This is a genomic window from bacterium (assembly GCA_037131655.1).
Taxonomy (GTDB): Bacteria; Armatimonadota; Fimbriimonadia; order Fimbriimonadales; family JBAXQP01; genus JBAXQP01.
Window position 1 is genome coordinate 1 of record JBAXQP010000047.1, and the last position, 12,797, is coordinate 12,797.

Genomic DNA, 12,797 nt, shown 5'->3' on the forward strand with positions numbered 1-12,797 from the left:
AGCGTAGTCGAAGGGTCTTCCGGAAGATTCCTCGACTACGCTCGGAATGACGTCTCGTTGGGACGTTAGGGACAGAGCCGGCGATACGCTGGTTCTACTGTGCTTTGTCTTGTTACCGAAACCTTGTAAATTTAAACTCTTTCCGGCTTTTCTGGTTTGTGGGTTTTCAGGGATTTCAGGGCGGCTTCGCAGAGCGCGACGGTTTTGGCGGCGAAGGTGGCGGGGATGGGGTTTTCAATCTTTCCTTCGAGTAAATCTAAGAACTCTATGACCGATCCGCCCCAGCCGTGACCGCCGATGAGCTCGCCGGTTATCTTTTCGAGTTGTTCTTGACCATTTCTGCCCTTTTGTAACATCGCTTGGCCAGTGAGTGTGCCTTCAGTGCCGAAAACTTCAATCTGTTGTGCAGCTCCGGCGTGTTTACAGCCGCAACTAATTAAACATTTGCCGAGCACACCGTTTTCGAATTTGAAGATGAGTATCAGGCAATCATCGGATGGGAATTCGGGAACGCAGAACTTATTGCTGTAGCAAAATACTTCCTCAACTTCCGAATCGACCACCCACATCATCAAATCCAAAGGATGGCAGCCGCCGCCGAGAAGGATATCCTGGGGTTTAGTTTTATCAATACGCCAGGGTGTGTAGTTTTCACCCTCCTCCGAATACCATGGCCAGAGATCGCCGGCATAATCGCCTTGTACAAAGAATATCTTTCCCGCGCGGCCTTCCTTTGCAGCAAGAGAAATTTCTCTGTTCGGCCAAACGTAGCGTAGAGTTTGGTCAACCATCACGTGCAACCCAGTCTCTTTCGCCTTATCAATAATCTTGCGGGCATCGGCAACAGTGGTGCAAAGGGGTTTTTCGATGAGTAGATGTGCCCCATGTTCCAGGGCAATAACCGCTTGCTCGGCATGCAAGTGGTCAGGCCCTGCGATAATTACCGCATCGGGTTTGGTGTCTTTAAGGAGTTGAACGTAATCATTACCCGGAACGGCATTGGGGTAGAGGGACAGCGTCTTCTTAATCGCAGCTTCACGGGGGTCGAATATGGCGGCAAGTTTGCCTCGTCCTTCTTTTTCGGCCACTTCAACCGCGCATAACCCTGCATCTCCGCAGCCTGTTAGTAGAAGCCTATATTTACTCATCATTATCCCCCTCATTCATTTGAACCTTAAAATCGGCAAAAACTATTCTACCTTACCATCTGCTAGTCGTTCTTGCCAAGCGTCAATCGGACGAAAATCCTGTTTATTACGTCTGCCGAAACCATGTAAAACTAAACTCTTTCAGGCTTTTCGGGTTTGTGGGATTTCAGGGACTTTAGGGCGGCTTCGCAGAGGGCGACGGTTTTTGCGGCGAAGGTCGCAGGGATGGGGTTTTCAATCTTTCCATCGAGTAGATCTAAGAATTCTATGACCGTTTCGCCCCAACCGTGTCCGCCGATTAACTCGCCGGTAATCTTTTCAAGTTGCTCTTGACCGTTTCGGCCTTTTTGCAGCATTGCTTGGCCTGTGAGTGTGCCTTCGGTGCCGAAGACCTCAATTCGTTGCGCAGCGCCGGGGTGTTTACAACCGCAACTGATAAAACATTTGCCGAGTACCCCGTTTTCGAACTTGAAGATGAGTATCAGGCAGTCATCGGAGGGGAACTCGGGTGCGCAGAACTTATTACTGTAACAATAAACTTCCTCAACCTCTGAACCAACCACCCATAGCATCAAATCCAAATAATGGTAGCCTCCGCCAAAGAGAATGTTCTGGGGGTTATTCTTGTCGATACGCCAGGGGGTATAGTACTCACCCTTCTCCGAATACCACGGCCAATGGTCAAAGGCATAATCGCCTTGCACAAAGAATATTTTCCCCGCTCGACCTTCCTTTGCAGCGAGGGCGATTTCCCTGTTCGGCCAAGCATAGCGTTCGGTGTGATCTACCATCACGTGCAGCCCAGTCTCTTTCGCCTTATCAATAATCTTGCGGGCATCGGCAACGGTAGTGGAAAGGGGCTTTTCGATGAGTAGATGTGCCCCATGCTCCAGGGCAATAACCGCTTGTTCGGCATGTAAGTGGTCAGGCCCTGCGATTATTACTGCATCGGGTTTGGTGTCTTTAAGAAGCTGAACGTAATCATCACCCGGTATGGCATCGGGATAAAGTGAGAGGGTCTCCTTAATCGCAGCTTCACGAGGGTCAAATATGGCGGCAAGTTTGCCTCGTCCTGCTTCTTCAGCTACTCCAACGGCACATAACCCGGCACTACCGCAGCCTGTTAGTAGAAGCCTATATTTACTCATCATTATCCCCCTCATTCATTTAAACCTCAAAATCGGCAAAAACAATTCTACCTTACCATCTGCTAGTCGTTCATAATAAGGATATGGCAAAAACAAAGGTTCTATTTATCTGTATTGAAAACGCAAACCGAAGCCAGATGGCCGAAGGGTTTGCACATGCTTTTGGAGGGGATATGATTGAGCCCTACAGCGCCGGTTCAAAGCCTAGGGGTGAAATCAATCCCAAAGCAATCGAATTCATGCGCGAGCTAGACATCGATATCTCAACCCAAAGTTCCACCGGTTTTGATGACTTGCCTACGCATGAATTCGATTATGTAGTGACGATGGGCTGCGGCGATGTCTGCCCTTATGTTCCTGCCAAACAACACCTCGACTGGGACCTATCTGATCCAAAATCCCTCCCCCCAGACGAATTCCGAGCTGTTCGAGATGAGATAGGAAGAAGGGTAAAGGTACTTATAGAGGGAATGTAGGCGAAAGACAATCTCATTTTATGCTATTGCTTGCCAAAACCCATTTCGATATGGCCTTGAGGGCTATCTAGGGAAGTGGAGTTGGGATTGGGGAAAGCTAAAAGAATCCGCCTCCCTGAGTAGCGGATCTGTGTCGCATATCGAAGGGCTTCTGAATCTCCCTTCCCATCTCTCACCCGCTCTGCGCTAGGGGAGGGTTTTGGAATCCGAACTATGCACTAGTCATCCCATGTGCCATACTCCTTGGATATGAACATTAAACGGGTTGTTTTGATTGTTATGGATGGGTGTGGAGCTGGGGCGGCGCCGGATGCAGCGATGTTTGGGGATAGGGGTGAAGACCTTGGCAATACACTTGTCAATACTGCCGTTGCCGTTGGGGGGCTGAATATTCCGACCCTTCGCAAGTTAGGGCTTGGGAATGTGTTGGAGTTGGCAGGTGGTGAGCCGCTGCCTTATCCTATTGGCTCTTATGGGCGTTTATGTCCTCTTTCGAAAGGCGGTAAAGATACAATCACTGGGCACTGGGAAATGATGGGGATTATTCTCGATACCCCCTTCCCAACTTACCCAAATGGCTTTCTGCAAGAGATAATCGATCCATTTTGCAAAGCGATCGGCTCAGATATTATCGGCAATTACACTGCTTCTGGCACTGAGATTATTAAACAACTTGGGCGAGAGCATATGGAAACAGCCAAGCCGATTGTGTATACCAGCGCCGATAGCGTCTTCCAGATTGCCGCCCATGAGGAAGTTATCCCGCCTGATCGTCTTTATGAAATTTGTCATATCGCGCGCAACATACTAAAAGGCCCACACGCTGTTCAAAGGGTGATTGCGCGGCCATTTTTGGGCAATGGGCCATGGGATTTCAAGCGCACAGAGCATCGAAAGGACTTCACTTTAACGCCCCCTGAAAACGTTCTCGATCACCTAGCCGCCGCCGGGGTTCACACAACTGGTTTAGGGATTGTTCCGGAGGTTTTTGAAGGAAGAGGCTTTAGTGATGCGAAACGCACCCAAAATAACGTTGAGCATTTTGAAGCGTTAATGCTTGCGATGGAGAGCAATACCGAACTTATTTTCGTGAATTTCGAGGATTTCGATATGCTTTATGGGCACCGAAACGATCCAGCCGGTTTTGCTAAAGCATTAGAAACATTCGATGGATATACTCTAGCGATTATGGCAAAACTTAAGCCGACAGACCTTCTAATTATAAGCGCAGACCACGGCAACGATCCGACGACTCCCAGCACCGATCATACCCGCGAGCATGTCCCAATTTTAGTCTATTCACCTATTCTTCAAGTTGGCATCGATTATGGAACAAGAACTCCCTTCTCGGATATTGGCGCCACCATCGCACAAGTATTCGGCGTTGCCCTCCCGTCTGCAGGCAAGTCGCTTATAGCATGAAAATCAAATGCGAAATAGAAGAAAAGGTAAATACCTATTCAGGAGTTTGCCCTGGTAGAATGGCATACAGCTGCAGGGCTAGAACGTAATTTTTAATTTACCAATCGCTACAAAAAATGCAATTAATTGATACACACTGCCATTTAAATCATGAGGACCTCTTGAATGAAGCCAATTTAGCCATTTCGCGCGCTAAAACAGTAGGCGTTGAAAAATTCATTGTCGTTGGTTATGACCTTCCAAGCAGTCGCAAGGCCGTCAAGCAGGCCGCACAGTATGATCCGGTCTATGCATCTGTTGGAATTCATCCTCATGAGGCAGAAACCTTTAATGAAGAGGCCTTGGCTGAGTTGGCCGAACTGGCAATACAACCAAAAGTGATTGCATTCGGAGAAATCGGCCTGGATTACTACAGAGACCTCTCACCACGTCCAGCTCAACATCGTGCTTTTCTATCTCAATTAGCTTTGGCTAACGAGCTTTCTCTCCCTGTTATAATTCATTGCCGCGATGCTTACCCAGAAATGCTCTCTATTCTTAAACAAGAATTGCCGGCATTAAATGGAGGGGTATTACACTGCTTTTCAGGCTCAGAAGAAGATGCCGAGAAAGCTCTCAATATGGGGCTTTATCTAGGAATAGCAGGTCCAATAACCTTTAAAAATGCCCGCGGCCTACGTGAGATAGTTCGTTCATTGCCCCCAGATCGTATCCTGACTGAAACCGACGCCCCCTACTTAACCCCCGATCCCTATCGAGGCAAACGTAACGAACCTGCTTATGTTTCTTATGTGGCTCAAAAGATAGCTGAAGCCTTAGGCATTGGCCAAGGACTTTTCGCCGAACAAGTCTACACGAATGCCCATAATCTATTTAAGAAGCTATAAACACTATTTCCCCAATTAAAAAAGCCCTCCCGAAATCGGGAGGGCTTTTTTTGAAGGGCTATATTAAGTCCGTAGGGACTTTGGGTTTCTTGATGTACTTGCGTTTGGTCTTATCGAAGCCTTGATCTAACTTCTTAGCATCGTAAAGCCATATCGGCGAACCAGTTCGCTGGAAGAAGCAATGGTAACCACTTAAAATCGATGCTACCATTCGGCGTGGCGTACGGCGAACGACATTGACTTCAGCAAGAATCGATAGGAAGTCAGTGCCCTTAGAATAGCGCTCCATAACGTCTGAGACGATTTCGAACACTGACATCTCCGCTGAACGCGCCTGCAAATTGCGAAGCTCTTCCATACGGTTCGGGGTAATGCTGAGTAATGGGTCGGTATCCGTCAGCCATTCAAACTTATAAACTGTCGGTTCCACTGTTCGCTTAAGGGTAAATACTGCACCCGATTCAGCTTCTTTCTCAATAAACCATTCGAAGAAACCGTATATCAGGCGAGTTTCGTAATTCACCCAGACATTTAGTTTGCGACCATCCGGATCGCGCAGTTCCAGTTCAACCAAAAGAGGATCCACTGGGAAGAAGGCATGTGGAATTTGGCTGAGCGGGAATGTGCCGATTTCGTGATGTTGAGACATTAAAACACCGCGAACTTCGGATTCCTTTGCGCCTGTAGGAGTAAGGATGATTTCCTCATCAAGAACATCCTGCGCAAGCGGTAGCGAGATTTCTTTACGCAAGCTCGCAGAAAATCCTTCGTCAACCAGTTCGATATCAATCTCTTCCTCAGTATCGAACGGCGGAGGAAATTCTAAAACTTCAGGAACAGTATGAACGTAAGGCGGCAGTGTTTCAGACTCTCGGAAGCGGTCTCCACCAACCCACAGAACACGCTCATCTTGCTTCAGAGCATTAACGACTGTTCCCTTATCCTCTGCAAAGTTCTTGCTATCCGAAAGAACTTCATAGACATCGGCAAGGAGGCTGGTAACGGTCGTTGCATCCTCTGTACTGAGAATTCGATCGACTAGTTGTTCCAATTCTTCATGAGTAACAGTAAGCGGGGCAGCTTCCTCAACCTCAACGGTTGGGGCGAGTTCTTCTGCTAATTCGATAGCCTGTTTGAACCACTTCTTTGCCTGTGATTCAGGGTACCAAAGTCCATCGGGACCATAATAGAAATCTTCGCTGTTTTGAATTGCCTCGAATACTTCAACAGGATTGTAATATCCCGAAGAATACAGATCAGGCGGGTTAAGAGTTCGCCATGCAAAAAACCCAATCACTCGCATAGAAACCGGCTTCTTTGCCTTTTTCAAAAATTCGACAGGCGCGCTTGGCTGGTTCCAATCGATTTCATTTGCAACCGATTCCCATTTTTCAATTTCCGAGCGCTTCATATTGTTGAAGTAAATGGCATTCTCTTCGGTCTCGTCGCTCGCCGCGTAAAGCCATTCCCTCAATCCAATCATGCCGCTAGAGGTAACGAACGCATCTGGTGAGCTTTTTGCCACCCGTTCTATTATCTCATCGTAGTACTCAACAGGGCGTCCAAAAATGACTGCGCATTGAGTTGCCAATTGATGAACTGATAAGGGGCCTTCAAAAAAGCCAATTATCTCTTTAATTGCTTCATTAATCGGTTTATTAGAGGAGAAATTACGCGCAGCGGTAGTCCAGCGACGGTCTGCGTATACAAATTTGTCCGAATTGGTCATTAACAAAACGCGAGTTATGTTGGCGTTAAGTTCGGGATTATCGAGCTGTTCGGCTAAATCTGCTAGACGTACGGACGTACCGAGGTCCGCGATCGATCCTAATAGAACATAGTCGATATAGCTTCTTGTTAATTCTTGCTGATGCTTTGTAGCTGTAGATGCACTCACAGGTTGAGACGCCCTCCTTTGAGGTTGTGCTAATGGCAACGTAGCATTATGACACAAACCACACTGACAATCCAACTCAGGCCAGGCGGCTCATGTTATACTAGTGTTTTCTAGTTATAAATAATGGAGGATAGTGATATGGGATGGTTTGATTTCCCTCTTCAAAACCCCCAACCAGACGTCAATTACTTCTTGGACGTCTTATATAGGCGAACAGCCCCGAATCGAGTGACTTTTATTGAATATTTAATCAATAATCCGGTCAAAGAACGCATTATTCGGGAGGTCTTGAACAGGGATTGGGTTCCTGAAGGACCTGATAGAGACCAAGCCGCTCAATATTATAATAATTTTATAGAAATTTTCTATCGCTTGGGTTATGACATCATTCGTTATGAAGCCGGAGTTAATTTTACCACCACCAATAATGTGGCCGGACCAGATGGTAGGAAATGGGTCAATGAGGCGGGCGGCGCAATTAGCACATGGGAAGATTTTGAAAAATATCCTTGGCCATCCGGAAAAACATGTGATATTTGGGGCTATGAATATATCTCAACACATAAACCAGATGGCATGGGTATTATCGCCAGCTCGAATGGTGGCATTTTCGAGGCGCTTAAAAATGACATCATGGGCATCGAAACCCTCTCGTATCTGCTCTATGATGAACCCGAACTGGTGCAAGCATGTTTCGACAAGGCCGGTCAGGCGATTTATGATTTTTATTCTCGAATAGTCGGGCTGCCAGGGCTTATTGGTTTCCTTCAAGGCGATGATATGGGGCATAAAACGGGTACTTTGATTTCACCGGATGCATTACGAAAATATGTTCTCCCCTGGCACAAACGCCTTGCTAAGCTATGCCATGACAACGGCCTATTCTATTGCCTGCACTCTTGTGGCCGCGTTATGCCGATTGTGCCCGACTTGATTGAAGATGTCGGTATTGATGGCAAACACTCCTATGAGGATGTGATCATGCCGATTGGCGAGTTCAAAAAAGAATTTGGCCAAAAGATTGCAGTACTTGGTGGAGTAGATGTCGATAAACTATCGCGCCTCCCAGAACAGCAATTACGCGGCTATGTACGAGAAATCATCGAAGAATGCCACCCATCCGGCGGTTTCATATTAGGTTCCGGCAACTCCATTCCCGATTATGTGCCGATGGAGAACTATCTAGTCATGCTGGACGAGGGCAGGAAGTACAATAAATGACACTATAGTTGTGTCATTAGGAGTCGATGGCGCGGGATTTGTCTGGAAGGTTATGGAGGAGGTTGCTTCGGCACAAACATCCTCGCAATGACACAATTAGGAAAGACATCTGCGCTAAGAGATTGAGAACTAATAAAATGCGTATTCCATTCGACAGCTTTGTACTGGCAGAAGTGGTAGATGAATGCCAGGGGGTTCTGAGAGGACGGGTGCAGAGGATAACTCAACCCGCTCCGCTTGATGTCGTGTTGGAAATTCATAGTAATAGGCAAGATTATTCCCTCCTGCTTTCTGCTGACCCAAGTTGGGCCCGCGCATACCTTATCTCAAAACGCCTCAAAGCCCCAAAACAACCCCCTGTTTTCTGCATGGCTTTGAGGAAAGCATTGGAAGGCGCCTTTATCGACACCATCCGACAGGTTGGGTTTGACCGCATACTCGATATTCATCTTCAGGGAGTGGATGGGCAGCAATATCGCCTCATCGGTGAGTTGATGGGTAAACACTCGAACCTGATCCTTGCCAACGAAAAGGGCGAGATAATCAATGCCGTCAAGCATATTACAACGAAGCAAAGCAGGCTCCGCGAAGTACTGCCTCATCGTCCCTACCTCCCACCTCCAACTACCGGCAAACCCAACCCTCTCACGATCATACGCGAACGATTTGATTATCTCTTTCAACAAAAGGGTGAAACCAGCGTCGAAAAATGGCTGGTTGAGACGTTCGAAGGCATCAGCCCATTCCTGGCTAAAGAACTCCTGCAGCAAGATAATAATATTGAAGCGGCTTTCTTTCTCTGGCAGGAAAGAGTGATTTCGAAGCGATTTGAACCTGTGTTAGTGCGAGACGAACAAAACCATCCCATCGGCGCTTATCCAATGCCGCTTCAGCAAACGCCAACCGATCACCAATTCCCCCGAGACCAAATATCACCCAATCTCGAATATTATTTCGATAGCGCAATCACTCGGGCAGCGGCAATACAAGCTCGGTCTAGCTTGGAAGGCTCCCTTAAACGAGCGCTTGCAGCGCGTGAAGAAGCTTTATCACAAATTGGAGAGGCTATTGAAGAGGGCAAAAAAGCGGATCGTTTTCAACTTTTCGGTGATCTCATTCTCACCTACGGCTCGAATCTACCGCCCAAATCAGAATCGATCGAAGCTCCGGATTATACCGATCCCGAACAACTGTCTGTAATTATCCCACTCGACCCTGAGCTAACTGCTATCGAAAACGCGGAACGGTATTTCAAAAAGGCCAAAAAAGCAAAAGGTTCAGCAGAATATCGCATATCTCAACATGGGCGGTTACAGCTTGAGCGAGATGCCCTTCTATCCACTTTTCAAGCTCTAGAGGCGGCAGGTGACGACATGCGTGCGGTTGATGAGGTCCGTGAGACATGTGTACAGCATGGATGGCTCACACGAATCTCACTCACAGCCGAAGGTAAGCCGGAAGCGGCGCCTTTTGAGGGAAAGCGCATTCGCACGATAATGGTTGAGGGCAAATGGCAAATTCTTTATGGAGAAAATGCGGAGGCTAATGACTATCTAACGCAAAAAGTTGCCCGTCCGAATGATTGGTGGCTTCACGTGCGGGCTGCCGTGAGCGCACATGTTGTTGTTAGAACGGGAAATAATCCGCTGAAAGTGCCCAGGAAAATATTAGAACAAGCCGCTGAATTCGCCGTCCGAAATAGCCCAAGCAAACACGCGTCACTTGTTCCGGTGGATTACACTTTAAAGAAATATGTAAGGAAACCTAAGAGCGCTCCTCCTGGAACAGTTCTTTATAGCCACGAAAAGACGCTCTATGTCACTTCTTCGGATATTCAATCTCGGCGATGACTTCACGCACGCCTGGCTTCAATCGAATCGTGTGAAGAATTTTTTCCATCTCTTGGCGCAAATCAATATCGTGGCCTGTGAGTATGCCGAGGCGCCCCCGCAGATAGACCACGCCATGCATCGCATGTACATCTAACAAGGAGCTATCGATTGCTCTCTTGGTTATTTCTCTTCGTACGGACCTGGTTGTCTCAACATCAGCTATATTTGGCATACACGTACCTCCCGATATCGCGTCCTAATGCGTTCTAACATATCCGTCTAATTACATTATAACAAAGAATACGTCCATTGCGGTAACAGAGTTCACTGAAATTTACTAGTTTTCTACATAATTTCGATTTCAATCTGTTAGTGACACATTAGACTAACATGCCTTGGCAATTGGCAGGCAATTCCAATCGGTCGAATATTTTGGCGAAAGCTTTTCTTGACGCATTTTCCAGCCGCGCCTTAGGCCGCATGCCGCTGGTTGGACAGCGCTTCGTCCCCAGTGTCCGTTCAATCGGTCAATCGCCTGCATCAGCCTCAAATCACGTTCATTCCCCTCACGACCCTGAGAAGCAAACAGACTTAATTGCACCTGTCCTTGGGACACAAGGGCGCTGAAAATCACCCCTGCCTTGTGATAGCGGTATCCTGGCTGATAGATATCCCGAAGCCCGCTGAGCGCATAGCCAATAAGCTCGGGGGTGTAGCTTGTAGCGACCGAAGGGATAACCGTTACCCATCGGGAATATTGAGGCGTTTTTCGAAAAGAGTTCGTGCGGATAAAAACCTGAAGCATGCTTGCAGCCGACCCCTGCCCTCTGAGCTTCTCGGCGCCTCGCGTCACGTACAGTGCCATTGCCTCCTCGAGTTCTTTCAGGCTATCTATCGCCCTTCCAAATGAACGTGTGTGAGCAATAGCTTTTCTGCAAGGCACGGCTTCATTGAGCGGGATACAGGAGATACCGCGTAATTCTAAAACCGTGCGTCTGCCCATAATGCTTAAATTCTGACCAACCCAGCGATCCGGCGCTTTTTTAAGGTCGAGCGCCGTATTGATCCCATACCTGCGCAAAAATTCAGCGCGGGCCGGACCAATTCCCCAAACATCCTTGACATCGACATATTTGAGCACCTCGTCCGCATCTATGTCATCGCGAAGCTCCAGCACACCGGCATACCACGGGTCTTTTTTGGCGCGTTCATTGGCCGCTTTCGCCAAAGTCTTGGTCGAAGCAATTCCAATCGAGACCGGAATACCTGTCCACTGCTTCACGGTTTGGCGGATATGGCGGCAGTAATCCTCCATCGACCTATCTGCAAAGCCCTCCATGGGCATAAACGCTTCGTCAATCGAATAAATCTCCATCTCCGGTGAAAACTGCGCCAGGGTTTCCATCACCCTGCCGGACATATCACCGTAAAGGGTGAAGTTGGCGGAGAAAAGCTCCACGCCATTCTTCTCAAAGACCTCCTTGTACTCATGAACGGCGCATCCCATCGGAACGCCAAGCGCCTTGACCTCCTGAGAACGCGCCACGATGCAGCCGTCGTTATTGGACATCACCGCAACGGGGATGCCCTCCAACCGAGGATTAAAGGCCCGCTCGCACGAGACGTAAAAGTTATTGCAATCAGTCAGAGCAAATAGACGCTTTCTCATAGCTTAAATCCGATGAATCACCCAAGTCGCCACTCCCCAGACTTCGAAATCCTGCTCCTGGTTAATCACTATCGGCTTATAGCCCGGATTATCGGCCAGCAGATAGGCCTTGCGCTTCATCAAGCGAAGGCGCTTAATGAAGAATTCGCCGTCGAGGATGGCGATTACCACTCGGTTGTTTTCAGGCTTGAGCGCGCGGTCGACAACGAGGATATCGCCCGGATGAATTCCCGCCCTAGTCATCGAATTGCCTTCCGCACGCACAAAAAAAGTCGCTGAGGGATGCAGGACGAGAAACTTATTCAAATCAAGCCGATGATCGGCCGAATCATGCGCAGGCGATGGAAACCCCACGCACACCGGCGAAGCCAACGGCGCCACATTCCCCGCAGTCGCCTCAACCTTCTCTTTTTGGTTGACATCAGTACGCATCTTACTACTCCTTTTTGTCTTTTCTACAGACATCAGTATACTATATATTTCGGGATTTGCAACCCGCTTTTTCAGGGAGAGGGGAAGCGTAGTGCGTATTTCCGGATAATCACGATGCTCTGGCAGCAAAGCGAAGCGCTGCTGGCGAAGCCTTTCTTCTTCCGTGTCATTGCGAGGCTGATTGTGCCGAAGCAACCTCCTCTCGAACCTTCCAGACAGATTCCACGCCTTCGGCTTTGAATGACACAACTCTGAGGTGTTTGGGGCTTTCCGAATCGTGCTTCGATCCGTCTGACCTCTGATCTCTAACTTCTAGCTTTTCCTCCCGAATCCGGAATACGTACTACGCAATACGCACTACGCAATACGCACTACGTTCCCTATCCCCTCAGCTTAGGTATCATCTAGTCGCTATGCGAAGTGAATTTGAGGTTATTGTAATTGGGGCGGGGCATTCGGGGTGCGAGGCGGCTTTGGCGGCGGCTCGGATGGGGTGTCGTACGGCTGTTTTGACATTTTCTAAGGAACGTATCGCGCATATGCCGTGTAATTGCTCTATCGGGGGACCGGCGAAGGGGCAGCTTACTCGGGAGGTGGATGCGCTCGGCGGTCAGATGGCAATCAATACCGACCTCACCTTGACCCATATCCGCGCTGTCGGCACA

13 protein-coding genes are annotated in these 12,797 nt (G+C 48.3%); 7 read left to right on the top strand and 6 right to left on the bottom strand.

The window, feature by feature from the left end; all coding sequences use genetic code 11:
- Positions 1 to 131 precede the first annotated feature (131 nt).
- Both WCO51_03735 and WCO51_03740 read right to left on the bottom strand, forming a co-directional pair.
- Complete coding sequence (locus tag WCO51_03735; GenBank protein MEI6512368.1) at positions 132 to 1,151, bottom strand: Gfo/Idh/MocA family oxidoreductase; 1,020 nt, start codon at positions 1,149 to 1,151, stop codon at positions 132 to 134.
- A 128-nt stretch (positions 1,152 to 1,279) separates the two neighbouring features.
- A complete protein-coding gene (locus tag WCO51_03740; GenBank protein MEI6512369.1) occupies positions 1,280 to 2,299 on the bottom strand; it encodes a Gfo/Idh/MocA family oxidoreductase in 1,020 nt (339 codons plus the stop codon).
- A gap of 80 nt (positions 2,300 to 2,379) precedes the next feature.
- On the opposite strand from WCO51_03740, the gene WCO51_03745 reads away from it, so the two are divergent.
- The 3 genes from WCO51_03745 (at position 2,380) to WCO51_03755 (ending at position 5,081) form a co-directional block, all read left to right on the top strand.
- Complete coding sequence (locus tag WCO51_03745; protein ID MEI6512370.1) at positions 2,380 to 2,772, top strand: arsenate reductase ArsC; 393 nt, start codon at positions 2,380 to 2,382, stop codon at positions 2,770 to 2,772.
- Between the two features lie 249 nt (positions 2,773 to 3,021).
- Complete coding sequence (locus WCO51_03750) at positions 3,022 to 4,194, top strand: phosphopentomutase (protein ID MEI6512371.1); 1,173 nt, start codon at positions 3,022 to 3,024, stop codon at positions 4,192 to 4,194.
- Between the two features lie 116 nt (positions 4,195 to 4,310).
- Positions 4,311 to 5,081: a TatD family hydrolase gene (locus WCO51_03755; protein MEI6512372.1), complete on the top strand. Its 771-nt coding sequence runs from the start codon at positions 4,311 to 4,313 to the stop codon at positions 5,079 to 5,081.
- 58 nt (positions 5,082 to 5,139) lie between these two features.
- On the opposite strand, the gene WCO51_03760 is transcribed toward WCO51_03755, so the two are convergent.
- Positions 5,140 to 6,978, bottom strand: a complete 1,839-nt coding sequence (locus WCO51_03760) for a hypothetical protein (protein ID MEI6512373.1) — start codon at positions 6,976 to 6,978, stop codon at positions 5,140 to 5,142.
- Between the two features lie 138 nt (positions 6,979 to 7,116).
- On the opposite strand from WCO51_03760, the gene WCO51_03765 reads away from it, so the two are divergent.
- Positions 7,117 to 8,199 (top strand): uroporphyrinogen decarboxylase family protein, encoded by a 1,083-nt coding sequence (locus WCO51_03765; GenBank protein MEI6512374.1) that lies wholly within the window; start codon positions 7,117 to 7,119, stop codon positions 8,197 to 8,199.
- Positions 8,200 to 8,336: 137 nt separating this feature from the next.
- Complete coding sequence (locus tag WCO51_03770) at positions 8,337 to 10,049, top strand: NFACT RNA binding domain-containing protein (GenBank protein ID MEI6512375.1); 1,713 nt, start codon at positions 8,337 to 8,339, stop codon at positions 10,047 to 10,049.
- Here the strand turns inward: WCO51_03770 and WCO51_03775 are convergent.
- The 3 genes from WCO51_03775 to umuD form a co-directional block, all read right to left on the bottom strand.
- Positions 10,018 to 10,263 carry a hypothetical protein gene (locus WCO51_03775; GenBank protein ID MEI6512376.1) on the bottom strand — a complete coding sequence of 82 codons (246 nt, stop codon included), beginning with the start codon at positions 10,261 to 10,263 and terminating at the stop codon, positions 10,018 to 10,020. The genes WCO51_03770 and WCO51_03775 overlap by 32 nt on opposite strands.
- A gap of 153 nt (positions 10,264 to 10,416) precedes the next feature.
- Positions 10,417 to 11,700 (bottom strand): Y-family DNA polymerase, encoded by a 1,284-nt coding sequence (locus WCO51_03780; protein ID MEI6512377.1) that lies wholly within the window; start codon positions 11,698 to 11,700, stop codon positions 10,417 to 10,419.
- Positions 11,701 to 11,703: 3 nt separating this feature from the next.
- Positions 11,704 to 12,132, bottom strand: a complete 429-nt coding sequence (umuD, locus tag WCO51_03785) for a translesion error-prone DNA polymerase V autoproteolytic subunit (GenBank protein MEI6512378.1) — start codon at positions 12,130 to 12,132, stop codon at positions 11,704 to 11,706.
- 114 nt (positions 12,133 to 12,246) lie between these two features.
- On the opposite strand from umuD, the gene WCO51_03790 reads away from it, so the two are divergent.
- Together WCO51_03790 and WCO51_03795 are read left to right on the top strand one after the other, a co-directional pair.
- The gene (locus WCO51_03790) at positions 12,247 to 12,372 is read left to right on the top strand and encodes a hypothetical protein (protein MEI6512379.1); all 126 of its coding nucleotides are present in this window, start codon (positions 12,247 to 12,249) and stop codon (positions 12,370 to 12,372) included.
- A gap of 173 nt (positions 12,373 to 12,545) precedes the next feature.
- A partial coding sequence (locus WCO51_03795) for an FAD-dependent oxidoreductase (GenBank protein MEI6512380.1) occupies positions 12,546 to 12,797 on the top strand: 252 nt, incomplete at its 3' end.

Coding starts and splice junctions, on each gene's coding strand:
- WCO51_03735 (MEI6512368.1), bottom strand. CDS start 1,151: ATGATGAGTAAATATAGGCTTCTACTAACAGGCTGCGGAGATGCAGGG.
- WCO51_03740 (MEI6512369.1), bottom strand. CDS start 2,299: ATGATGAGTAAATATAGGCTTCTACTAACAGGCTGCGGTAGTGCCGGG.
- WCO51_03745 (MEI6512370.1), top strand. CDS start 2,380: ATGGCAAAAACAAAGGTTCTATTTATCTGTATTGAAAACGCAAACCGA.
- WCO51_03750 (MEI6512371.1), top strand. CDS start 3,022: ATGAACATTAAACGGGTTGTTTTGATTGTTATGGATGGGTGTGGAGCT.
- WCO51_03755 (MEI6512372.1), top strand. CDS start 4,311: ATGCAATTAATTGATACACACTGCCATTTAAATCATGAGGACCTCTTG.
- WCO51_03765 (MEI6512374.1), top strand. CDS start 7,117: ATGGGATGGTTTGATTTCCCTCTTCAAAACCCCCAACCAGACGTCAAT.
- WCO51_03770 (MEI6512375.1), top strand. CDS start 8,337: ATGCGTATTCCATTCGACAGCTTTGTACTGGCAGAAGTGGTAGATGAA.
- WCO51_03775 (MEI6512376.1), bottom strand. CDS start 10,263: ATGCCAAATATAGCTGATGTTGAGACAACCAGGTCCGTACGAAGAGAA.
- WCO51_03780 (MEI6512377.1), bottom strand. CDS start 11,700: ATGAGAAAGCGTCTATTTGCTCTGACTGATTGCAATAACTTTTACGTC.
- umuD (MEI6512378.1), bottom strand. CDS start 12,132: ATGCGTACTGATGTCAACCAAAAAGAGAAGGTTGAGGCGACTGCGGGG.
- WCO51_03790 (MEI6512379.1), top strand. CDS start 12,247: ATGCTCTGGCAGCAAAGCGAAGCGCTGCTGGCGAAGCCTTTCTTCTTC.